General features: G+C 45.3%; 23 protein-coding genes. 8 read left to right on the plus strand and 15 right to left on the minus strand.

All coding sequences use genetic code 11. The annotated features are described in order from the left end of the window. Positions 1-9 precede the first annotated feature (9 nt). Both OV592_RS02000 and cysE read left to right on the plus strand, forming a co-directional pair. Entirely contained in the window at positions 10-912 is a 903-nt protein-coding gene (locus OV592_RS02000) for a cation diffusion facilitator family transporter (RefSeq protein WP_406610228.1), read from the plus strand. Positions 913-921: 9 nt separating this feature from the next. Next, entirely contained in the window at positions 922-1,728 is an 807-nt protein-coding gene (cysE, locus tag OV592_RS02005; RefSeq protein WP_016399716.1) for a serine O-acetyltransferase, read from the plus strand. Positions 1,729-1,736: 8 nt separating this feature from the next. On the opposite strand, the gene OV592_RS02010 is transcribed toward cysE, so the two are convergent. Further along, positions 1,737-1,952 carry a DUF1653 domain-containing protein gene (locus OV592_RS02010; RefSeq protein ID WP_338623477.1) on the minus strand — a complete coding sequence of 72 codons (216 nt, stop codon included), beginning with the start codon at positions 1,950-1,952 and terminating at the stop codon, positions 1,737-1,739. Positions 1,953-2,145: 193 nt separating this feature from the next. Here OV592_RS02010 and OV592_RS02015 point away from each other — a divergent pair, with 193 nt between their 5' ends. Beyond that, positions 2,146-2,352 (plus strand): cell division protein ZapB, encoded by a 207-nt coding sequence (locus OV592_RS02015; protein ID WP_016399714.1) that lies wholly within the window; start codon positions 2,146-2,148, stop codon positions 2,350-2,352. 16 nt (positions 2,353-2,368) lie between these two features. On the opposite strand, the gene rraA is transcribed toward OV592_RS02015, so the two are convergent. The 9 genes from rraA to priA all read right to left on the minus strand — a co-directional run bounded on the left by rraA (position 2,369) and on the right by priA (position 11,438). After that, positions 2,369-2,857 (minus strand): ribonuclease E activity regulator RraA, encoded by a 489-nt coding sequence (gene rraA / locus OV592_RS02020; protein WP_016399713.1) that lies wholly within the window; start codon positions 2,855-2,857, stop codon positions 2,369-2,371. A 170-nt stretch (positions 2,858-3,027) separates the two neighbouring features. Then, a complete protein-coding gene (gene hslU / locus OV592_RS02025; RefSeq protein WP_016399712.1) occupies positions 3,028-4,359 on the minus strand; it encodes an HslU--HslV peptidase ATPase subunit in 1,332 nt (443 codons plus the stop codon). 19 nt (positions 4,360-4,378) lie between these two features. Next, positions 4,379-4,909 (minus strand): ATP-dependent protease subunit HslV, encoded by a 531-nt coding sequence (hslV, locus tag OV592_RS02030; RefSeq protein ID WP_016399711.1) that lies wholly within the window; start codon positions 4,907-4,909, stop codon positions 4,379-4,381. A gap of 109 nt (positions 4,910-5,018) precedes the next feature. Beyond that, positions 5,019-5,342, minus strand: a complete 324-nt coding sequence (locus OV592_RS02035) for a replication protein RepA (RefSeq protein WP_406610229.1) — start codon at positions 5,340-5,342, stop codon at positions 5,019-5,021. Continuing rightward, positions 5,329-5,997: an AAA family ATPase gene (locus OV592_RS02040; protein ID WP_016399708.1), complete on the minus strand. Its 669-nt coding sequence runs from the start codon at positions 5,995-5,997 to the stop codon at positions 5,329-5,331. The genes OV592_RS02035 and OV592_RS02040 overlap by 14 nt, the downstream gene beginning before the upstream one ends. Positions 5,998-6,104: 107 nt before the next feature. After that, entirely contained in the window at positions 6,105-6,407 is a 303-nt protein-coding gene (locus OV592_RS02045) for a PilZ domain-containing protein (RefSeq protein ID WP_016399707.1), read from the minus strand. Positions 6,408-6,725: 318 nt separating this feature from the next. Further along, on the minus strand, positions 6,726-7,289 hold the full coding sequence (locus tag OV592_RS02050) for an SPOR domain-containing protein (protein ID WP_152783562.1): 564 nt from the start codon (positions 7,287-7,289) through the stop codon (positions 6,726-6,728). Positions 7,290-7,291: 2 nt separating this feature from the next. Continuing rightward, entirely contained in the window at positions 7,292-9,046 is a 1,755-nt protein-coding gene (argS, locus tag OV592_RS02055; protein WP_406610230.1) for an arginine--tRNA ligase, read from the minus strand. A 187-nt stretch (positions 9,047-9,233) separates the two neighbouring features. After that, positions 9,234-11,438, minus strand: coding sequence for a primosomal protein N' (priA, locus tag OV592_RS02060; protein WP_406610231.1), 2,205 nt, complete (start codon positions 11,436-11,438; stop codon positions 9,234-9,236). 240 nt (positions 11,439-11,678) lie between these two features. Here priA and rpmE point away from each other — a divergent pair, with 240 nt between their 5' ends. Then, a complete protein-coding gene (gene rpmE, locus OV592_RS02065; protein ID WP_016399703.1) occupies positions 11,679-11,891 on the plus strand; it encodes a 50S ribosomal protein L31 in 213 nt (70 codons plus the stop codon). 76 nt (positions 11,892-11,967) lie between these two features. Here the strand turns inward: rpmE and OV592_RS02070 are convergent, their stop codons facing one another. From OV592_RS02070 to metJ, 3 genes are all read right to left on the minus strand, one after another. Further along, positions 11,968-12,456 (minus strand): DUF3859 domain-containing protein, encoded by a 489-nt coding sequence (locus OV592_RS02070; RefSeq protein WP_016399702.1) that lies wholly within the window; start codon positions 12,454-12,456, stop codon positions 11,968-11,970. A 380-nt stretch (positions 12,457-12,836) separates the two neighbouring features. Beyond that, a complete protein-coding gene (locus OV592_RS02075; protein ID WP_406610232.1) occupies positions 12,837-13,205 on the minus strand; it encodes a hypothetical protein in 369 nt (122 codons plus the stop codon). Between the two features lie 228 nt (positions 13,206-13,433). Further along, entirely contained in the window at positions 13,434-13,733 is a 300-nt protein-coding gene (gene metJ / locus OV592_RS02080; protein WP_220719238.1) for a met regulon transcriptional regulator MetJ, read from the minus strand. A gap of 152 nt (positions 13,734-13,885) precedes the next feature. Here metJ and metB point away from each other — a divergent pair, with 152 nt between their 5' ends. Together metB and metL are read left to right on the plus strand one after the other, a co-directional pair. Continuing rightward, positions 13,886-15,043 carry a cystathionine gamma-synthase gene (metB, locus tag OV592_RS02085; RefSeq protein WP_406610233.1) on the plus strand — a complete coding sequence of 386 codons (1,158 nt, stop codon included), beginning with the start codon at positions 13,886-13,888 and terminating at the stop codon, positions 15,041-15,043. A gap of 28 nt (positions 15,044-15,071) precedes the next feature. Beyond that, positions 15,072-17,483 carry a bifunctional aspartate kinase/homoserine dehydrogenase II gene (gene metL, locus OV592_RS02090; RefSeq protein WP_406610234.1) on the plus strand — a complete coding sequence of 804 codons (2,412 nt, stop codon included), beginning with the start codon at positions 15,072-15,074 and terminating at the stop codon, positions 17,481-17,483. Between the two features lie 159 nt (positions 17,484-17,642). On the opposite strand, the gene OV592_RS02095 is transcribed toward metL, so the two are convergent. Then, on the minus strand, positions 17,643-19,721 hold the full coding sequence (locus OV592_RS02095; RefSeq protein WP_406610235.1) for an alpha-amylase family glycosyl hydrolase: 2,079 nt from the start codon (positions 19,719-19,721) through the stop codon (positions 17,643-17,645). Between the two features lie 284 nt (positions 19,722-20,005). Between OV592_RS02095 and fabR the strand changes: the two genes are divergently transcribed. Continuing rightward, positions 20,006-20,626: an HTH-type transcriptional repressor FabR gene (fabR, locus tag OV592_RS02100; RefSeq protein ID WP_016399696.1), complete on the plus strand. Its 621-nt coding sequence runs from the start codon at positions 20,006-20,008 to the stop codon at positions 20,624-20,626. Between the two features lie 9 nt (positions 20,627-20,635). After that, a complete protein-coding gene (locus OV592_RS02105; RefSeq protein WP_016399695.1) occupies positions 20,636-20,974 on the plus strand; it encodes a DUF1422 family protein in 339 nt (112 codons plus the stop codon). Positions 20,975-20,990: 16 nt separating this feature from the next. On the opposite strand, the gene OV592_RS02110 is transcribed toward OV592_RS02105, so the two are convergent. Beyond that, on the minus strand, positions 20,991-21,449 hold the full coding sequence (locus OV592_RS02110) for a YHS domain-containing (seleno)protein (RefSeq protein ID WP_406610236.1): 459 nt from the start codon (positions 21,447-21,449) through the stop codon (positions 20,991-20,993). Between the last annotated feature and the right edge of the window lie 113 nt (positions 21,450-21,562).

The raw sequence follows: 21,562 nt of genomic DNA on the forward strand, positions 1-21,562 counted from the left end.
ATTTGTAAAGTGGATAAGCAACGTTATCAGCGCTTGGTCACCTTAGCTACATGGGTTGCAACTTGTGTAGCGGTGACCTTGCTTGTTATTAAAAGCGCCGCATTTTTATATACTGGCGCGGTAAGTATTCTTGCTTCCTTAATTGATTCACTAATGGACATTGCTATGTCGTTAGTGAACCTTCTAGCAGTGCGCTATGCCCTGCAGCCCCCCGACAAAGAACACAGTTTTGGCCATGGTAAGGCAGAGCATTTAGCTGGTCTTGCGCAAGCGGCCTTTATTACCGGTTCGGCCTTAATGCTGATGTTTGGCGGCGTGAGCGAATTGCTACACCCCAAAGCCATTGAACACAGCACCGTAGGTATTACGGTAATGGTTATTTCTACTGTTATTACTTTTGCCTTAGTCATGTTCCAGCGCTACGTTATCGCTAAAACCAATAACGCGGTAATTAAAGCCGATTCGATGCACTATGCCATGGACATATACATGAATATTGCAGTGCTGGTGGCCTTAGTGCTTAGCTTTTATGGTTGGTATTGGGCTGATGGCTTGTTCGCTGTGCTTATTGCCATTTATATTTGTTACGGCGCTTTTGGCATTGGTAAAGAGTCGGTACAAAATCTATTGGATAGGCAGCTTCCAGAGGCCTTTCAAAAACAAGTGCTTAGCTCTGCTTTAGCGGTTGAAGGGGTATTGGGTGCTCATGATATTCGTACTCGCCAATCTGGGCATACAAAATTTATACAACTTCATTTAGAGCTTGATGATAAGCTTAGCCTGTATGAGGCGCATAGAATTGCCGATGAGGTTGAAGCTGCTTTTATGGCCGAGTGGCCGGAAGCTGATGTATTGATCCACCAAGACCCTCAATCGGTGGTTCCGCAAGAAAAGAAATTAGATCTTGAGTAAGGTGAAGTAGTGGCAAAGGTAAAGGATTATCAAATCAAACAAACTCTAGCTGAGACGGTATGGTTACAAATCCGAGATGAAGCAACCCGCATGGCGGCAGACGAGCCAATGCTATCGAGTTTCTTTTACTCCACCATTCTAAATCATCACAGCTTGTCTTCTGCATTAAGTTTTCAGCTTGCGAGTAAGCTTGACAGCTCAACGGTTCAAGCGATTTTGCTGCGAGAGTTTATTGAAGAAGCTTTGTTGGCTGATCCTGGTATTTTAGAAGCCGTAGCCGCAGACATTGTTGCGGTAAAAGATCGTGATCCGGCAGTAAAATACTACGCCATCCCGTTACTTTACTTAAAAGGCTTTCATGCCTTGCAAGGCCATCGAGTAGCAAATTGGCTTTGGCACAAGGGCAGACTAGCCTTAGCCCGTTATATGCAAAATCAAATCTCAGCGGTATTTGCGGTAGATATTCACCCAGCAGCGACCATTGGTAAAGGCATCATGCTCGATCATGCCACCGGTATTGTGGTGGGGGAAACCGCGGTTATTGAAGATGAAGTGTCAATTTTGCAGTCGGTAACTTTAGGTGGTACCGGTAAAGATCGTGGTGACCGCCACCCAAAAATTCGTCGCGGTGTATTGATTGGGGCCGGAGCTAAAATCCTTGGCAATATTGAAGTTGGCCGCGGTGCTAAAGTAGGTGCAGGTAGCGTAGTATTAGAGTCTGTTCCAGCTCATACTACAGTGGCTGGCGTACCGGCAAAAGTGGTTGGCACGCCTAGCTGCGACATGCCAGCCATTGATATGGGGCAAAATATTTAGCGCTATAGCTACTGTGCCTCGATAAATGCAAACCGAGGCACTTGCTTACCTTCAAACTCCACGTTTTCAAAAAACATATCGTAGGGTCTTACCCATAGCTTCCCCTCGCCATATAAAGGCTTGTAAAGCACCAATACTTCTTCTGTTTCTGAGTGTATTGCAGTATCAATAACTTGGTATTCTGGGCCTTTGTAGTGACGATAACGGCCTTTTTGTAAATTCATGATTATTTATTCAACAACTAGTTAGGGAAATACATTTCTACCCTTGTTGGCTATAGATGACAAGAGTATGCTGCTTTAAAAGCAGTCACCATCAGTAGGTGAACACTAACTAGCGTTCATATATCCATGATGACTGACTCAACAAAAAACAAGCTGAGTTGGCTTTGAGACGGAATTAACGGGAGAAATATTAATGTCTTTTGATGTATTAGAAAAATTAGAAGCAAAAGTTCAGGTAGCAGTTGATAGCATTGAACTATTACGTATGGAAATTGACGAGCTTAAAGAGCAAAACAGCAAATTAAACGACGAAAACGGCCGTTTAGTGCAGGAGCAACAAGCTTGGCAAGAACGTCTTAAAGCCTTATTAGGCCGTATTGAAGACGTTCACGCCGAATAATTAGTTACTTGAGCGCTTATTCTATATCTAGCGGCTCTGGCGATAAAATTACCCCGGTGGTATCTGCATAAATGTGATCTTCTGGAAGGAAGGTCACGCCACCAAAGTTAACCGGAATGTTCACATCGCCGGTTTCATCTTCTGCATCAGCGCCTACCGGAATAGAGGCTAGGGCTTGAATGCCTATGTCTAGGTCTTCCAGCGCATCCACATCACGCACGCAACCGTAAACAATAATGCCGTCCCATTCATTGTCGGCTGCCGTTTCGGCGATGCTTTCATCTACCAAGGCGCGACGTAGCGAACCACCGCCATCAATCAACAATACTCGGCCAGTTCCAGACTCTTGAACTACCTGAGCAATTAAGCCGGCATTTTCAAAGCACTTAATGGTGGTAATTTCGCCCCCAAAAGCGTTTCTGCCACCGTAGCTGGCAAACATCGGTTCAACAACGTCAACCGTATCTGCATAAAGGTCACAAAGTTCAGAGGTATTATATTCCATGGTCTGGATCCTAAATTGGCCCGAATAATCGCTACCAGTATAAACCCTAAGTTGCCGTTTTCAATTAAGAAATATCAAGTCTTTTACAGAAGGCTTAATCAGCAAACCAACAAACAAGAGGCATAAAAAAGCCGCCAACTTGGCGGCTTTGAATTAACTTAGCAAGATGATTACAAAATAAAGCGACTTAAATCTTCATCTGCTACTAAGTCGTCTAGGTACTTAGTCACGTAATCGGCATCAATTACGATGGTTTGGCCTGCATTGTCTGAGGCAACAAAGCTTAGCTCTTCCATCAGCTTTTCCATTACCGTGTGCAAGCGGCGAGCACCAATGTTTTCGGTGCGCTCGTTTACTTGCCATGCCGCATTAGCGATGCGACGAATACCGTCTTCGGTAAACTCGATGTCTAAACCTTCGGTGGCCATTAAGGCTTTGTACTGCTCGGTTAAAGAGGCATTTGGCTCGGTAAGAATTCGGACGAAATCTTCGGCACTTAAAGCGCTAAGGTTTACGCGAATCGGCAAACGACCTTGTAGTTCAGGGATTAGATCTGAAGGTTTAGCCACTTGGAAAGCACCAGAGGCAATAAACAAAATGTGATCGGTTTTCACCATGCCGTGTTTGGTACTTACCGTTGAACCTTCTACCAAAGGTAATAGGTCTCGTTGCACACCTTCGCGGCTTACATCCGGGCCTGAGGTATCGGCGCGTTTACAAATTTTATCAATTTCATCTAGAAACACGATGCCGTTGTTTTCTACCGCATGCAGGGCTTTTTCTTTAAGCTCTTCTGGGTTAACCATTTTGGCTGCTTCTTCTTCAACCAACAGCTTAAAGGCTTCTTTGATCTTGAGTTTGCGCTTCTTGCTGTCTTTGTTGCCAGAAAGGTTTTGGAACATGCCTTGCAGCTGGTTGGTCATTTCTTCCATACCAGGAGGTGCCATGATCTCTACACCAACTTGTGGTTGAGCTACATCGATTTCGATCTCTTTGTCATCGAGCTGGCCTTCACGTAGCTTTTTACGAAATGTTTGGCGAGTCGAGTTTTCTTTGGTGTCTTCTTCGTGACCAAAAGTGTCTTTAGCAGGCGGAAGTAAGGCATCTAGTATCCGGTCTTCGGCTTGGTCTTCGGCGCGAAAGCGGAACTTTTCGGTTTCTTGTTCGCGGGTGATTTTAAACGCAACATCAGCTAAATCACGAATAATGGTTTCAACTTCTTTACCCACGTAGCCCACTTCGGTGAACTTGGTCGCTTCTACCTTAATAAACGGCGCGTTGGCTAGTTTGGCTAAACGACGAGCAATCTCGGTTTTACCTACACCCGTTGGGCCAATCATTAAGATGTTTTTTGGGGTCACTTCTTGGCGCAACTCGTTATCAAGTTGCATACGACGCCAGCGGTTACGCAGGGCAATCGCTACCGCACGCTTAGCGTCGCTTTGGCCAATAATGTGGTTGTCTAATTCTGAGACAATTTCTCTTGGGGTCATTTCCGACATAATTTCTTCCTGCAAAGCCTTAGGCTTTGGCGTCTAATTCTTCAATAGTGTGGTTTAGGTTGGTAAACACACAGATGTTTCCGGCGATGGTAAGGCTTTTTTCAGCAATTTCGCGTGCGCCTAGCTCGGTATTTTCAAGTAATGCTAATGCAGCAGACTGGGCAAATGGCCCGCCAGAGCCAATAGCAATCAGGTCATGTTCTGGCTGCACTACGTCACCGTTGCCGGTGATAATTAGCGACGCTTCGCTGTCGGCTACTGCAAGCAACGCTTCTAGCTTGCGCAGCATTCGGTCGGTTCGCCAGTCTTTGGCAAGCTCTACTGCTGCTTTTGTTAAGTGGCCTTGGTGCATTTCTAGCTTAGCTTCAAAACGCTCAAATAGGGTGAAAGCATCTGCAGTACCACCTGCAAATCCAGCGAGTACTTTTCCGTGGTATAGGCGGCGCACTTTTTTGGCGTTGCCTTTCATTACGGTGTTGCCAAGGGAGACTTGGCCATCGCCAGCAATGATCACTTTGCCGTTGCGGCGTACGGAGACGATAGTAGTCACGTTATTTCCTCAGTTTGTTGAGCTAACTTGCAGCGTTAGCTTGGCTATAACTGTGAAATGGGGGGGAGTAGCAGCGTTTTCAAGGTGTAATCTAAAAAACAGCGCGGTTTTAGCGCTCTTGGTTCTCATCTAAAAGGGCTTGTTGCTGCTGAGGGCTGAGTGAGTCGAATTGCTTTAGTAGCAGCCTAAGTAGTTTAGATTTAGCCACTTTATGTTGCTGGGAAGCTTGTTGTAAGTGGCTAATTGCCGATGCATCGAAGGTAAAAGTACAGTGACGGAAATTAGTGGTAGGTTTAGCCTCGCTTGTCAGTTTATTTACAGTGCTAGGTTTACCCTGTGCATAGTTATCGGCGTCTTCTATAAACTGATCGACACTTACTTTGTTGCGCTTAACGGTTTGTTTAGAGCGCTTTTTAAGATCAGTTAAACTCATGAGAGTCTTCTTGTTGGATCGCAAATAACTCATCAACAATGGCGGCTATTTCTGCCGCGGCTTTACCATCTTGTTCTATTTCAATCACCGAGCGGCCACTTTCTTCGCTGTCGTCATAAATGTTGCGAGAAAAGGTGACAGAGTCTAGTACGTGTAAACCAAAGGAGCGGCAAACGTCTTTTGCATCAAGTATGCGTTGTACTTGGCTAGGTAAAGCAGGGCACTGGGTGATAACAAAACTGGCCACCATTTTTGGGTTAACCATTTTACAAGTGCTAAGCATGTCTTCCATGTGCGGTAAGGTTTTTAAATCACGGCGTTTTGGACGCAATGGAATAAGTACATATTTTGCAACCGACATAGCGGCGCGCATGGCGAGGTTATCTTGGCCGCCACAATCAACAATTACAAAGTCGTAGCCACCTTCTAGGCTTAATAGGTCTTTGCGGATCTTGCCGTAAAGCTGAATGCAGTTGATGCCTGGTAGCGATTCATCTTCATTACGGGCTTGAATCCAATCAGAGGTAGTGCGCTGTGGGTCGCAGTCCACCATCAAGATGTTGGCATTTAGGCTGGTTTTAAGGTGTACAGCAATGTTTTGTGCGAGGCAGCTTTTGCCACTGCCGCCTTTTTCTCCACCTACTAGTATTAGCATGGCTGCTCCTTGTTATCGCTACTTGTTGTTTTTTATCTCGTTAAGATTGCTACAAGTAATAATAAGTATAAGACAGTTCGCCAGTTTTGCTCGTGCAGGTGGTTTTTCTATAGTAATAACAAAAACATATGATAGCTGGAGAAATTTTTACGGTGACAGCGTGCAACCTTGGCTTTCATTTCTGAGGTATCACTATGTCCCGCAGAAAATTGTATTTTTAGCTTGGTTCCTATTTGCAGATCGTTGCTATGTTTTACCAACATGCCACGTCGAGAGATATCTATGCAGGTTGCTTCAATGCTTTGATCTTCGCCTTCGCCGTCTTTCCACGTTAGTTGCACTGGCTCATTCTCTAAATCCAGTCGCATTGAGCGACGACGGTCGAGCTGCTCTAGTTCCGTGTTTTCCATTTCATCGCGTTCCTATTACGAGTCGCGGATTGAAGCTTATAGATATTCCGCATTTTAGTTATTCCTAACATACTAGCCTAGCTACATTTTTATAACATAGTTGAGAACTAGTTCAAATAACTAATATTTTTAATTGCTTAGCGTTGTTTTTTTCTAGCTTTTTCACTAAAGGGTGAGGATTTTTTGCTGAAATAGTGCTCTAAAGTAGTTGTTTTAACGGTCGATTGTTAATACAAAACTTTAATACTACTTTGATTCTAACTAATTAAAAAATAAGCTGAATTAGGATTATTCAGCTTATTTAGTGTGGGAGGTGTTTTAGAAGTTCCAATGCCAAATCTGGCAGCCATTAATTTTGGCTCGCTGCAGTATGTGTCGAGCACGCTCTGCGTCGCGTTTAGTGGGGTAAGGGCCTAAAACCACTCGATACCATGCGCCGTTTTTCCCTTCGGTGCGCCTAATTTGGCTTTCTAGGCCGGCAAAGGCGATAAGCGCTTTGCTTTCTTCGGCTTTATCGCGGCTACGAAAAGAGGCGCACTGCATTTGATAAGGCTTGCTTGGTTTAGAGGACTGCTCGGCAATCTCTACTTCAACCTTCTTCTCTTCCAGCTCTTTAACGTAAGTACGTTCTTTAGGTGGCTCGGGCAGCGTTGTTTTGGGTTTAGTGGGCGTGGCTGCTTTAGGTTTTACTATCTCGCTTAGCTCTGGTGCGGGTGTTGGGGCTGTGCCTTTTATATTAAAGAGCAACGCTGCAAATCCCACAATAGCCGCAATTACCGCTAATGCTAGCGGTAAAGGGAAACGTTTATTGTTAGATACCGCGCGGCTAGGTTTAGCCGCGCGCTTCTTGGGCTTACTACGCCCTACGTAATCCTTGGCCATGCTTACATGCGTTCCAGGGTTTCAATTCCTAGTAGTGATAGGCCTTGGTCAAGAACTTTGGCAGTAAGTGAGGCTAGGCGTAAGCGGCTAGATTTAGTATCGGCTGCTACGTCGTCTTTAAGAATTGGGCAGGCCTCGTAGAACGTCATGAAGGCACCCGCTAACTCGTAGAGGTAGTTACACATCATGTGTGGCATACCTTTGTTAGCCACGTTATGTACTGCATCGCTAAATTGAATAAGCTTTTGTGCTAATGCAATTTCGGCGTCTTGCTCTAAGCTAATTGCTTGCTGCAAATTGGCTACATCCACTTCCGAGCGGCGAATAATGGATTGGATACGGGTATAAGCGTACTGCAAGTAAGGAGCTGTATTGCCGTTAAAGGCCAACATGTTTTCCCAATCAAAAATGTAGTCGGTAGTACGGTTTTTCGATAAATCGGCGTATTTTACTGCACCCATAGCAATCGCTTTAGCGGCTACCACTTGTTGCTCGGCATCTAAATCGCGAGATTTTTCAGCCACGATGGTTTGCGCGCGTTGCTCGGCTTCTTCTAATAAATCCACTAACTTAACAGTGCCGCCGCTACGGGTTTTAAATGGGCGACCATCTTTGCCCAACATCATGCCAAAGGCGTGGTGCTCTAGTGGTACTTCCTCTGGCACGTAACCGGCTTTGCGAACAATGTTCCAAGCTTGCATCAGGTGCTGGTGTTGGCGTGAGTCAATGAAGTACAGCACGCGGTCTGCATTAAGGTTTTGGTAGCGGTATTTAGCACAGGCGATGTCGGTGGTGGTATACAAGAAGCCGCCATCTTTTTTCTGGATGATCACACCCATTGGGTCGCCGTCTTTGTTTTTGTACTCATCAAGGAATACCACGGTAGCGCCATTATCTTCTACTGCTAAACCTTGTTGTTTTAAATCGGCTACCACGTCGTTAAGCATGGGGTTGTACATGCTTTCGCCCATCACATCGTCTTTAGTTAACGATACATTTAAGCGGTCGTAAACGGCTTGGTTGTGGCTAAGGGTAATGTCTACCAGTTTGCGCCACATAGTGTTGCAGTACTCGTCACCACTTTGCAGTTTTACTACATAGTTACGGGCACGTTCGGCAAATACTTCGTCGCTGTCGTAGCGTGCTTTAGATTCGCGGTAAAATACTTCTAAGTCGGCTAATTCAATATCGCCAGCATCGGTGCCACGCGCCTCTACTTCCTCTAGGTTGGCGATTAGCATGCCAAACTGAGTACCCCAGTCGCCAATGTGATTAGCGCGAACCACTTTGTGACCTAAAAACTCTAGGGTGCGAACAACTGCGTCGCCAATAATGGTTGAGCGCAAGTGGCCTACGTGCATTTCTTTGGCTACGTTTGGCGCCGAGTAATCCACCACAATAGTTTGGGCTTTGTCAGCAGGCTTAACGTTAGCGGTTGGCGAGCTAGCCATAGCTTCAACTTGCGATGCTAACCAATCGTTGTTTAGGTAGAAGTTAATGAAGCCTGGTCCCGCAATTGCAGTTTTCTCTACCAAGGCTGAAGCCGGTAGGTTATCTACGATGAGTTGAGCCAACTCGCGTGGGTTTTTGCCCGCAGGCTTAGCAGCCATTAGCGCAAGGTTGGTGGCTAAATCACCGTGAGCTTTATCTTTGGTTCGGTCTACTTGGATACGTGGTTCGAATCCTTCAGGCAGCACCTGCTGTTGTTTTAGGGCTGTGACCGTTTGTTCCAGAAGTTGTTGAATAAGCTCTTTCATGTAGGTTGGCACCAATCTCGCGTAAATAAATTGTACAAAGCGGGCATTTTACCGACAATTTGTGACGAAAACTATCTCTTATCTGGGCTAATTAGCCTTAGTTTTGGAAGCTAGGGGAAATCACCGAAGATCCTAGGTGCTGCTTGGCGAGAGATTGATCTTTTAAGCCTTACAAAAAGCCTTAGATTTATTGCATGTCGTAAGGGTCGATATCCAGTGACCAACGTACTTTGCGGCTTAGTTTTAAGCTTTCTAGTTGAGGCAACAGGCGATAAACCAATTGGTGCAATTGCGGGCGTTGTTCGGCTTGAATCAACAGTTGCATACGAAACTTACCCGCACGGCGAGCTTGTGGCGCAGGGCAGGGCGGAAATACCCACGTTTCGCCCTGCTGTAACGGTTGAGCAAGTTGGTATAGCTGTTGGCTAAGCTCGTTAACTGCGTTGCCATCGGCAGCTTCAAAGCGAAACAGCACTTGAAAGCTAAAGGGCGGTAGCTCGGTATCTTTACGCTCGCTTAAGGCAAAGCGAGCAAAATGTTGGTAACCGTTGTTGATAAGGTCTTGCAACAGCTCGTGTTCAGGGTGGTGAGATTGCAATAACACCTTACCCAGCAGATTCGCTCGACCAGCTCGGCCAGCTACTTGAACGTAAAGTTGGGCTAAGCGTTCTGGCGCGCGAAAATCAGAGCAAAACAGCGCGTGGTCTATGTCTAATAAGGCAACCAAGGTTACATTTGGAAAGTGGTGGCCCTTGGCCAACATTTGGGTGCCAATTAAAATCTGGTATTGGTTGTTGTGAATATCGTCCAGCAACTGTTCTAAGCTGCCTTTGCGGCGGGTACTGTCGCGGTCGATGCGCGCCACTTTGTATTCGGGGAAAATCTCCAGCAAGGCTTCTTGCAACTGCTCGGTGCCTAAACCTGTAGTCACCAAGTTGGTTGAGCCGCATTTCTCACATTGGTGTGGCACGGCTTTTTGGCTGCCACAGTGGTGACAAGCCAAGTGGCGAGGTTGCTGATGATAGGTAAAGTAGGCCTCACAGCGCTCACATTCACATACGTGGCCACACTCATGGCACAGCAACGCAGGGGCGTAACCGCGGCGATTTAAAAACAGCATTACTTGGCGGCCAGCTTTTAACTCAATGCGCATGGCTTTAATTAATGCTGGTGATAAACCTGACGATAGTGGCTGCTGGCGAATATCCAGTAATTGTTGCTCGGCCAATACTGCATTACCGGCGCGTTGCTTTAGTTCTAAGTGTGAGTAACGGCCGCTTAGCGCATTATGCAAGCTTTCTAGCGATGGGGTGGCAGAGCCTAACACTACCGGCATTTTTTCTAAGCGGGCACGCACTATGGCTAAATCGCGCGCGTGGTAGCGAAAGCTGTCTTGCTGCTTAAAAGAACTGTCGTGCTCCTCATCGATAATAATTACCCCGGGGTTTTTCATGGGAGTGAATACTGCCGAACGCGTGCCAATAATAATGCCTGCTTCACCTTGTTTGGCTTTAAGCCATGCGGTAAAACGCTCGGTGTCGTTTAAACCTGAGTTAATCGCATAAACCGGCACTTTAAAGCGCTCGGCAAAGCGCGCTAAGGTTTGTGGCGTTAAGCCAATTTCGGGCACCAATACTAAGGCTTGTTTACCTTGAGCGAGCACTTCGGCAATGATATTTAAATACACCTCGGTTTTGCCCGAGCCGGTAATACCTTCGATAAGAAAGGCCTGAAAACTGCCAATGCTTTGATTAACAGCCGCCACCGCAATGGCTTGTTCTGCATTAAGTTTTAGCGAGGCTTGGTTGTCGGTATCGCTTTTGGACCACAGCGCTGGCGCGGGCGTAATCTCATGTTTTTCGATAAAACCTTTATCTACTAGCGCTTTAATGGCAGTACGGGATAATTCTTGTTGCTTGCATTGTTCGTCACTCAGCTGGCCATCTTCTTGCTGTTGCAAGCTGCCTAATACAACCCCTTGCTTGGGGGCGCGGGTAAAGTTTGCTAGATCGGCCACTTTGCCTTGCTCACTTAAACGCCACACTACAATGCTTTTAGCTTTGGCTGGCTCACCTTTGCGTAAAAGTGCCGGCAAGGCTTGGCTGATCACATCTCCCAGGCTGTGGTGATAATAAGAGCTAGCCCAATTAAGTAGCTTAAATAGGCTTTCTGGTAACAATGCTTGTTGATCGAGTGATTCACTAAAAGGTTTAAGTTTATCTTCGGCAATGTCGCTATCGCTGGGGTGTTCTATAACCAAACCCACTTTTTCGCCTTTACCAAAAGGCACCTTTACCCGAGTACCAATGGCTGGCATTGGAGTGTTTGCTGGCACGCTGTAATCAAAAAGGCGACGCAGGGGAATAGCTAAGGCAACACGAACAATCGACACTAATGAATAAACTCAAGCAAAAAACCTGTCTCATTCTACTGGCAGAGCACCTTGCGGAGCAAATTAAGCGTTTGGCGAATTTTTGCCCGCTTTTTGTTGTTGGGTGCTTGCTATGCTAGGTGGCTTCTTATATGATCCGCCACCTAAAATTTATAGGCTCTGATAGAGTTGCTTTCGTATGGTGTTTGGTGTCAATTGTGGCGACCAGATGGCGATACGGCCCAAGTATTGAGGTAATCCATGAAAACTGATATCCACCCAACTTACGAAGTACTTACTGCTACTTGTTCTTGCGGTAACGTAATCGAAACTAAATCTACTCGCACTGGCGCAATGTTCCTAGACGTATGTGACAAATGTCACCCGTTCTACACTGGTAAGCAACGTAACGTTGATACCGGTGGTCGTGTTGATCGTTTCAACAAGAAATTCGCTGTATTGGGCAAAAAATAAGCCAGCCTTATTTACGCTACACAGCAAAAAAAAAGCGCCTAAGGGCGCTTTTTTTGTGTCTGGGGCTTAATAGTTTTTAGATTAAGCTAAATTGCTTTTTAGTTAGAAGTTTACCTTCATGGAATACTTCAAATAACCAGTCACCAGTAACAGCTTCCCATTTTTCTTCGATGAAGTAGAAATGACAATTACTCGTTGTCCCGTTTTTTAGTTTTAGCGTTTTACTGTATGACATCGAAGTATAGATTTTCCCGTCATCATCTATCATTTCAGGGCTGGTAATCGATTTAGTTACTTCAACCTTTTTTTGTCCAGCTTTTACTTCAAAACAATAACCAAAAGTTGTACCCACTTGAGCTGCTATCTCAGTTGTTTGCTTAGTGACTTTTCCACTCTTACCCGTTAGTACCGAATCGTTTGGCGTATTGCTTGCTGAGTATTCTCCTGTGAGACTTGATTGCCCGTAAATCCCGTAGTCGAGAATTGTTGAAGTTACTTCGGTATTTGATTCAGTACTGGCACATCCTGCTAATAGAATTAGCGCAGCTGTGTATAGCTTTTTCATGATCATCCTTGACGTTATTAACTGACTTAAAATAGAAATTTTTTTGAGGATGATAACTAACTAAACTAGAAAGTCGATTGCTTAATGTTTTGCTGAGCTTATTTTCTTTCGAAGTTAGACATACGCAGCTGAACTCATTAGCAAACGCAGTACAAACTTTCACTTCATATTTAGTGTCTCCTGAGTGTTCAGATAATGCGGGGCAACCTTTCTTTTGCTTCATTTTCTTTGGTCGGCAAAGAAAAATGACGTCGCCGAAGGCGAAACGGGTGGGTTGCGCTATCGGATGAAGGATAGAGTAATTGGAGGCAAGCATAGCCTTAAGTAAGATAAAGCAACAAAAGCCGCTTAATCAGCGGCTTCGTTTTATCAATTAGTAGTTAGTTGTTGGCTTCTTCTCTCTGCTCTAAAGAGTGAGCTTTACCCAAGGTCCAAGTATCATAATCTCGCAGCACATAGAGAACTAAGCATGCAGCTAGCATTGGCCAAGCAGCAAAGAACAATAAGTTATTAAATGGGTCTAGATACTTAGCAAATGAAGAAAATGTTGAACCAGCATGCAGTACCAACACCGCAAGGTAGGTGATATTTTTCCATAAACCTAAGGTAAAGGCTGCGATAAAGGCGAGTTGTGCAAGACCCATGGCAATAAGTGTATTGGTGGTTAAATTTAATCCGTAAAAACCAGAGAACACTTTTATAGCATGCTCTGGTACAAGTACTTTATCTAATGCCCATATTGTAAACACGAGGGCAATGCTTAGCCTTAAACATAAAAGGCCAAGTGATAGCTTTGAGGCTAACTGAGGTGGGTACGACGTTTTCATCCTTTTACCTATTTTAAATTAAGAGCCTGTTTACAGACCGGTAAGCCCCCAATTTGATTACAGTTTATGAGTAATAGTTGGTGAAAATAGTTTGTTGTACGCTGGGTTTAGGCAATAAAAAAGCCGCTCGGTGAGCGGCTTTTTAAAGTCTTAATCTTCTTTATCCAATTCTGCTTGGGCGGCTTTTTCTAAGGCTGGGTCTGGCTTGTCTTTTTGCAAGTCGGCGTCATCGGGGAGCGGCTGGCCTGTGTAGGCGTGCAAAAATGCTTCGCAAAGTAGCTCACTGTTGGTGGCGTGGCGTAGGTTATTTATTTGTCTACGGGTTCGCTCATCGGTCAATATCTTTAGCACTTTTAGTGGGATAGATACTGTGATTTTTTTTACTTGTTCGCTTTTTTTACCGTGCTCAGCGTAAGGGCTGATCCACTCACCATTCCAATCTGTAGACATTCTGCAATACACACCAAACTAAAGAGACCCTATTGTAACGGGGGAAATGCGACTTAGCAATCCAACAGCAAAGACATTTAGACGTCTAGAAGTGTTGACGTCTTATTTGCTGGTGGTAAAGTGGCAGGATAAATTGAGGGAGTAAATCAGCAATGTCTTTAAAAGATCTACAAGCGGCTACTATAGCAGTGCGCAGCGGTATTGAAAGTGATACCCAACACGGTGCGGTAGTGCCGCCTATTTATTTGTCGAGTAACTACAGCTTTGCTGATTTTAACCAAAAACGCCAGTTTGATTATAGCCGTTCGGGTAATCCTACTCGCCACATTTTAGCCGAGGCGATTGCCGATTTAGAACATGGTGCTGGTGCGGTAATTACTAACACCGGTATGTCGGCGGTTAACCTTGTTACTGCCTTGCTTGAGCCAGGCGATTTATTGGTTGCACCGCATGATTGTTACGGTGGTAGCTACCGTTTATTCGACAGCCTAGCTAAAAAGAATGCTTTTGAAGTGGCTTTTGTTGATCAAAACGATGACGCAGCTCTAGCTCAGCTATTGGCTAAGAAGCCTAAATTGGTATGGTTAGAGACCCCAAGTAACCCTTTGCTTCGAATTGTAGACATTAAAGCCATTGCCGAGCAGGCACATGCTGCAGGCGCATTGGTGGTGGTAGACAACACCTTCTTGTCGCCTGCTTTGCAAACGCCAATTTTGTTAGGTGCCGACATTGTGGTGCACTCGGCCACTAAATACATTAACGGCCACTCGGATGTGGTGGCCGGTATGGTGGTTGCGGCCAACGAAGAACTGGCCGAGCAATTGGCGTGGTGGGCAAACTGTTTAGGGTTAACGGGTTCGGCTTTTGATTCGTACCTTACTTTGCGTGGTTTACGTACCCTTAAAGCACGAATGAATGTACACCAACAAAATGCCCAAGCCTTGGTGGAATGTTTACAGCAGCAACAAGCGGTGGGCGCGATTTACTATCCAGGTTTACCAGAGCATCCTGGGCATGTTTTAGCGCAAAGCCAGCAAAAAGGCTTTGGTGCTATGTTCAGTTTTGAATTGAATTTAGAAGAAAGCCAAATGGTTAAGTTTTTAAAAAGCTTACAGTTGTTTTCTTTGGCGGAATCTTTAGGTGGCGTAGAGAGTCTAATTGCTCATCCGGCTACCATGACGCACGCTGCCATGTCGGCGGAAGCGCTAGCAGAGGCTGGCATTTCTAATCAGTTATTGCGGGTATCGGTAGGCTTGGAAGATTCGCAAGACTTAGTTAATGATTTACAGCAGGCCTTTGCCCAGCTGTAGTTTTACCAGCGTTGTAGAGAGGTAAGTCATGTCGGTAAATAGACATGTGCATAAATTTGGTGGCAGCAGCTTAGCTGATGCAGGGTGCTTTAAGCGGGTGGCGGCCATTGTGGCCGAGCATACTCAAGCACAGGATTTAATTGTGGTATCGGCAGCGGGTAAAACCACTAACCGTTTAATCAATATTATTGAGTTGGCTAAACAAGCCGATAATGCCGCAGCAGATGCGCTAACCGGTTTAATTGAATTTCAAAGCAAGTTGGTGAATGAGCTTCTTGATGAAGCCGCTGCCAAACCGATCCTAACAGCGCTTGATGGCGAGCATCACCAAATTGCTAGTATTCTTGAAGGTGAGCTTACAGCCTTTACCTGTAATGAAGTATTGTCTTTTGGCGAGCGTTGGTCTGCACGTTTATTAGCTGCTTTATTAAGTGCTCAAGATTGCCAAGCCGAGTGGTTAGATTCTCGCCAGTTTTTTAAAGCGGAGTTATCTACTCAACCGCAAGTGGATGTTGCGCAAAGCGCACCGTTATTAGCTAAATGTTTAGCTGAAAAAGCCGCGTGCCGTATAGTGGTAACGGGGTTTATTTGTAGTGATAGTGAACAACGTACCGTGACTTTAGGTCGCAACGGCAGTGATTACTCGGCTACCGAGTTAGCTGCCTTGGCCGATGCTGTGTCTACTACGATTTGGAGTGATGTAGCCGGTATTTACAGTGCTGATCCACGTTTAGTGAAAGATGCGGTATTGCTTGAAAACCTTGCGTTGAATGAAGCTGCAGAATTATCGCGCATTGGTACCTCGGTATTGCATGCGCGCACCTTAGAGCCACTGGCGCGCTCTCGCCAAAAAGTGAACTTGCGTTGCAGCTACGCTCCCAACGACGGGCAAACCTTAATTCACCGTAAAGGCGCAAACAGTCACAGCGCTAAAATTGTTACCTCGGTAGACAATGTGGTACTGCTGGAGCTTACTTTTACCGAAGATTTTTCTCACAACGCCACCGCGTTGTTAGAGGCTTTAGCGTGTAGCCATTTAGCGCCAGCAACTCGCCATAAACATAGCGAAACAGGTTCTTTACGTATGGCTTACACCTGTGAGCTTGTAGATGAAGCCTTAGCAAAAATAGACCAACTGGCGAGCCAATTTCATATCCAAAAAATTGAGCGTAGCGAAGGTTACAGTTTGGTGGCCCTAGTGGGCGCGGGCGTATGTGATAACCCGCAGCAGTGCTACCAGTTTTTTCAGCATTTGGCTGAGCAGCCATTAGAGTTTATTCACTCTAGTGCCGACAAACTAAGTTTGTGTGCGGTGGTGAGAAAAATCACCTTAGAGCCGTTATTAAAAGATTTACATAGCCACTTATTCAAGCAAAAAACCAAGTTAGGTTTGGTGGTATTTGGTAAAGGCAACATCGGTAGCCAGTGGCTTGAGTTGTTTAGCCAGCAACAAACTAAGTTGGAGCAGCAACATCAAATTGAGTTGTGTTTGGCGGGAGTGTTTTCTAGTAAAGCTGGCCATTTAAATTTTGCTGGCTTAGCGCTTGAGCAGCTAAACAGCAGTGAGGCAGATACTGCACTTATTTGGCCAGAGATATTTGATAAGTTAAAACGTCATCCTTATGACGAGCTTGCTGTGTTAGACATTACCGCCAGTGAGGCATTAAGTGCTTATTATGGTGAGTTTGCTCGACATGGCTTCCATCTTATTACCGCTAACAAGCATGCTGGTGCAAGTGAGCAAGCTAATTATTCAGCCTTGCAGCAAGCCTTTAGTGATCATGGTGCTCAATGGTTAAGTAACGCCACGGTAGGGGCGGGCTTGCCAGTGCAAAAAAGTATTCAATGTTTGCGTGACTCTGGCGATGAGATTCATACCATCTCAGGAATATTTTCTGGCACTTTGAGTTGGTTGTTCCAACAGTACGACGGAACCGTGGCCTTTTCTGAATTGCTCGCTGATGCCTTAAATCAAGGTTTAACCGAGCCAGATCCTCGCGAGGATCTTTCTGGTAAAGATGTGCAGCGCAAGTTGCTTATTTTAGCTAGAGAGGCGGGTTTACAGTTGGAGCTAGCCGATATTGCGCTTAGCTCGTTAGTGCCAGAGCATTTAGCGGCCTTAACGGTAGAGCAGTTTTTAGACTCGATGAGCGAGTTAGACCAAAGCATGCTAGAAGCCTTTAATGACGCTAAACGTCAAGGCAAAGTGATTCGTTTTCTAGCCAAAGTGAATCAAAAGGGAGAGGCTGAAGTTGGCTTATCGGCAATTGATGCACTTCATCCTTTTGCTAACCTTAAACCTTGTGACAATGTGTTTGCCATTGAGAGCTTATGGTACAAGCAAAACCCTTTGGTGATTCAAGGGCCAGGCGCGGGCAGAGAAGTTACTGCAGGGGCTATTCAAGCTGATTTAGTTAGCCTTTGTAAAAGCCTTAAATAAGCTGATGTTGGATAAAAAAAGGCCTCTTAAACTAAGAGGCCAAATAGGATATTAAGGGTGTTTACAAACGCTTGAAGGTTGCTACCTTCACTCTAGTTTTAAGGGTTGCTAGAAAACCTTCCGCACAAGAAAAGGTGGCGTGAAGCCACCCCTCAATTTTTACTCACACTTGCTTACCATCATTGTGCCAGCAGCTGACACAGGATCTGCATTGTCAATCTTAAGGCTATAAACGTACTTACCTGCTTCAGGAATCGTTACGTTCATTTCTTTACCAGAGCCTTCAATGCGTGATACTGGTAGTGTTGTTCCTAATACAACAGTTTGACTCGGAGTCGACACTTCGAAACGCTTAGTACTGTCGTCACTCCACTCAGCAACTGCGTATTTAAAGCCAAAGGCTGTATCGCTAGGCTCATCAAATACTAATTGATAGAGGTTGTTACCTTTGTAGCTTAGTTTGTGAGAATCGACTGCAGCCCAGCCGTTGTGAGAACCTCGAGCAAATACATCTTCGCCGATTGGTCCAACTTCACTTGAATCAGGTAAGGTACAATCTGCTAACTCGCCTTCTCCTACGATGCCGCCTGTATCTGGGCCTTCTGGAGAAGGATCTACAACTTCTAAGAAGCGAGACTCTAGGGCTCCTAATGTGATTTCATATTCACCAGAAGCTTGAGAGATAAGGGCATCGTTAACTAAATCTTTAAGATCGCCATTACTACCAATTTGCGCATCGCTAACGGTAACAGTTTTGGCTGAAGTGCTAGTGTTGGCTAGGAATAACACTACGTTGTCGCCAGACAACTTGTGGTCAAAATAAACATTGACTGCTTCGTCGGTAACAATTGCAGTGCGTTCGCCTTTATATAAGGCTGGGTTTTCTGAACGAATTTGCATTAGCGTTGATATGTAGTCACGCAAATCTGCTTGCTCAGTATTAGCTGCAAATATTTCACCGTTGGTTCGGGCGCCAGTTGGCAAGCCTTCAACTTTTCCGCTATTTCGGGCTACGTGGTCATCACACAAGCCAACAGCTGCACAGGTAGTGTTGTCTTCTTGGTCGGCAAAGCCGGGTACTTCATCGCCAATTTCTTCGCCATAGTAGAAAGTAATTGGTCCAGAATAGGCAGCCAAAAACGCATTTGCTGCTTTATGTCGTAACCAGTACTCTGATTCATTTGGTTCTGCGATGTTGCCGCGCTGTTGTAAGTCGCCTAAGCGAACTAAATCGTGGTTAGAGATAAAACCATTAGGAACGGCGTGTTCAGGGTAAGCAGAATGTGTGCTAAATACACTGGCTAGGTTGCCCGCGCTGTGATTATTGCCGCCACTTTCTTCCACAGCATAAGACTGAACAATGCGGTATCGACCTGGGAAATCAAAGGCTGAGCATAAACCGGGCTGTTCTGTTGTTCCATAAGCCTGTTCTGCAATTTCAGATTCACCTCTCCAGATTTCGGCAACTAGGTAGCCCATAGGGTTAACAGTTTCGCCATTCATGGTGTAGGTGGTTGCTTTAGAAGCATCTTCAACCGATTTACGAATTTCGCCCCATGCACCAACTGGTACTTGATAAGCTTGGTCTAAACGCCAGCCATCGATACCCAGCTCAGTAATCCAGTAAGTAGCCACCTCTTTATAAAACTCTAGGGTATCGTTATCGGTACCTGGGTAACTAACTGGGTCATTCGCGCCTGAAGGCGTTAAGCCGTTTGGAGAAGGTGTTACATTGCCTTTGTGGTGACCAAATACCCCATCAAAAAATACGTACATGCCGCGAGCATGAGCTTCGTCTACTAATTCTTTAGCTTGCGCTTTGGTACCGAAGTTTGGGTCGATGGCGAAGTAATTACGGGTAAAGTAACCGGTAGCATCTAGCTTGCTATCGCCTTCTGAGTCAAAGATAGGCGTCATCCAAACGGCATTCATGCCTAAGCTCTGGATGTAATCAAGCGAATCAATAATGCCTTGAAGGTCACCTTTATGGTGGCTAGTACCGTAACCGTCGTTGTAGTCGTGGTTTGAATCACCATCGATAAACGCTTCGGTCATTACTTGATAGATGCGAAGTTCTTTTGCTTTTTCATAAATTTCCGCATCACAAGCATAAGCTTGGTATTCATAATCAGGTGTTCCGCCATCGCCGCCGTTGCCGCCGCTATCACCGCCGCCACCGCCACAAGCACTTAAACCAAATACTACTGCCATTGAGATGGCGCTCTTGGACCAATTCATTATTCATCCTTGCTAAATACAACTTATATGAGCTCAGTTAATCACAGCGTCTGTAGACTAGATACTTGATAGCGTTTTCAGATTGGTGGAAAATTGACCCAGCTCCCATCTTTCGTTTAATTGAGAATATTGTTTTTTTATGAAATGGTTTTCATTTTGATTATTCTGCTCAAGAAACGATTCATGGTTAAAAACTTGGTTTGTGAGGATTTGCATTGTTCGATTTGGGTTTTTTACTACTCACGGTATGATAGCCCTATAAATAGAAAGAAAGTGGCAGGTTTATGAGTGGCGTTAGGGCCCAGCAAAAAGAGAAAACACGTAGAGCAATTATTGATGCTGCGTTTAGTCAGCTAAGTGCTGAACGTGGTCTGTCGAGCTTAAGTTTGAGGGAAGTGGCTAGGGAAGCGGGTATTGCACCCACTTCTTTTTATCGTCACTTTTCCGATATGGAAGAACTGGGACTAACCTTAGTAGATGAAGGTGGATTAACCTTACGCCAGCTGATGCGCCAAGCGCGGCAGCGCATTATTGCTAGTGGTGGCAGTGTTATTGGCACCTCGGTAGAAACCTTTATGGAGTTTGTTTATAACAATCCTAATGTGTTTCGTTTGTTGCTGCGTGAGCGTTCAGGTACATCTCCGGCTTTTAGGGCCGCTGTGGCGCGGGAGATCGCCCATTTTATTGCCGAGCTTACCGACTATTTAGAGCTGCAATATCGCTGCCCAAGAGAGGATGCGCAAATGCAAGCCGAGGCAATGGTGATCATTGTTTTTAATGCTGGAGCATCTGCTTTAGATTTAGCCGAGTTTGATCGCCAATTGTTGGCCGATAAAACCATTAAACAGTTACGCATTGTTGCCAAGGGAGCGGCACTCTACAATCGCTCGGAAGCCTTAAGTTAAGAGGTGAATATGAAGGTAAGAAAATCGCTGCTATTGCTAGCTTTTATTGCAGGCTTATGTGGTAACGCCAGCTTGGCCTTGTTTACGGTACCTGAGTTAAAGTTTTCGGTATTTCCAATCATTGCCTTTGTACTGGCTATTATGCAGCTGTACCACTTATATACTGAGAAAGACTTAAGTGAAGACTCACCCTTAATGAGTGTCGCCGCCTTTCTGCTGGGCGCGCTGGGTTATTCGGCCATGCTGCGTGCTCAGTTCCCCGACATCGGTAGCAACTTAGTATTGCTAATCATCTGTTTGTTTATTGGCTTATGGTTGATGTTTAAGTTAGGTGGCTTTAAACGCTAAGGTTTGAATTTTTAAGTTATTGTAAAGCCTGCTGCCATGCTAAATCGGCCTGTTGTTGGTAGGCTTTCCAATCTCCTTTTAACCATCGTTGGCGACCTTTTTCTGCAAAAAATAGATGCAGTTGGTTATCAAAAAATTCCCACACTTGGCCATCGGTTGCAATTAAGCCCTCGCCTAAAGACAGCGCATTGGCACAAAATCCGTTGTATTTAGCTTGGTAGGTCTCGGGACTAGCCGCAAATTTGTCGGCGCTTTGTTGACTGGCAAACTGCCAGTTTGCCTCTTTCCACCTCACGGTATACTTTTTATTGCCCTGCTGAATGTTGCGATTGGCTTGTTCTTGAGCAAGTTGGTAACTGGTTATGTCGATTCCGCCTATGGCTTTGTCGCTCCAAAAGCTGGTGCTTACCGGCTCATTGGCAAAGCTGCTTAAACTGAATATCAAGCAAGTGGTGGCAAATATAGTCTGTTTCATAATCTTCCCTAGATGCTGAGTAAGCCATAAATGGAGACCGTGCTTAGCAGAGCACTATTTCAAATAGTAAAAAGCCGCGTCAATTAACGCGGCTTTAAGTTGCGGGTGAATAC

This window comes from Agarivorans sp. JK6 (genome assembly GCF_045277145.1).
Taxonomy (GTDB): domain Bacteria; phylum Pseudomonadota; class Gammaproteobacteria; order Enterobacterales; family Celerinatantimonadaceae; genus Agarivorans; species Agarivorans albus.

Excerpts from the sequence above, each read along its gene's own strand:
- OV592_RS02035 (WP_406610229.1), bottom strand. The coding sequence starts at position 5,342 with ATGAGTTTAACTGATCTTAAAAAGCGCTCTAAACAAACCGTTAAGCGC.
- rpmE (WP_016399703.1), top strand. The coding sequence starts at position 11,679 with ATGAAAACTGATATCCACCCAACTTACGAAGTACTTACTGCTACTTGT.
- rraA (WP_016399713.1), bottom strand. The coding sequence starts at position 2,857 with ATGGAATATAATACCTCTGAACTTTGTGACCTTTATGCAGATACGGTT.
- OV592_RS02105 (WP_016399695.1), top strand. The coding sequence starts at position 20,636 with ATGAAGGTAAGAAAATCGCTGCTATTGCTAGCTTTTATTGCAGGCTTA.
- hslU (WP_016399712.1), bottom strand. The coding sequence starts at position 4,359 with ATGTCGGAAATGACCCCAAGAGAAATTGTCTCAGAATTAGACAACCAC.
- OV592_RS02015 (WP_016399714.1), top strand. The coding sequence starts at position 2,146 with ATGTCTTTTGATGTATTAGAAAAATTAGAAGCAAAAGTTCAGGTAGCA.
- argS (WP_406610230.1), bottom strand. The coding sequence starts at position 9,046 with ATGAAAGAGCTTATTCAACAACTTCTGGAACAAACGGTCACAGCCCTA.
- OV592_RS02110 (WP_406610236.1), bottom strand. The coding sequence starts at position 21,449 with ATGAAACAGACTATATTTGCCACCACTTGCTTGATATTCAGTTTAAGC.
- metJ (WP_220719238.1), bottom strand. The coding sequence starts at position 13,733 with ATGTCTACAGATTGGAATGGTGAGTGGATCAGCCCTTACGCTGAGCAC.
- metB (WP_406610233.1), top strand. The coding sequence starts at position 13,886 with ATGTCTTTAAAAGATCTACAAGCGGCTACTATAGCAGTGCGCAGCGGT.
- OV592_RS02040 (WP_016399708.1), bottom strand. The coding sequence starts at position 5,997 with ATGCTAATACTAGTAGGTGGAGAAAAAGGCGGCAGTGGCAAAAGCTGC.
- OV592_RS02045 (WP_016399707.1), bottom strand. The coding sequence starts at position 6,407 with ATGGAAAACACGGAACTAGAGCAGCTCGACCGTCGTCGCTCAATGCGA.
- OV592_RS02095 (WP_406610235.1), bottom strand. The coding sequence starts at position 19,721 with ATGAATTGGTCCAAGAGCGCCATCTCAATGGCAGTAGTATTTGGTTTA.
- OV592_RS02010 (WP_338623477.1), bottom strand. The coding sequence starts at position 1,952 with ATGAATTTACAAAAAGGCCGTTATCGTCACTACAAAGGCCCAGAATAC.
- OV592_RS02050 (WP_152783562.1), bottom strand. The coding sequence starts at position 7,289 with ATGGCCAAGGATTACGTAGGGCGTAGTAAGCCCAAGAAGCGCGCGGCT.
- OV592_RS02070 (WP_016399702.1), bottom strand. The coding sequence starts at position 12,456 with ATGAAAAAGCTATACACAGCTGCGCTAATTCTATTAGCAGGATGTGCC.
- fabR (WP_016399696.1), top strand. The coding sequence starts at position 20,006 with ATGAGTGGCGTTAGGGCCCAGCAAAAAGAGAAAACACGTAGAGCAATT.
- metL (WP_406610234.1), top strand. The coding sequence starts at position 15,072 with ATGTCGGTAAATAGACATGTGCATAAATTTGGTGGCAGCAGCTTAGCT.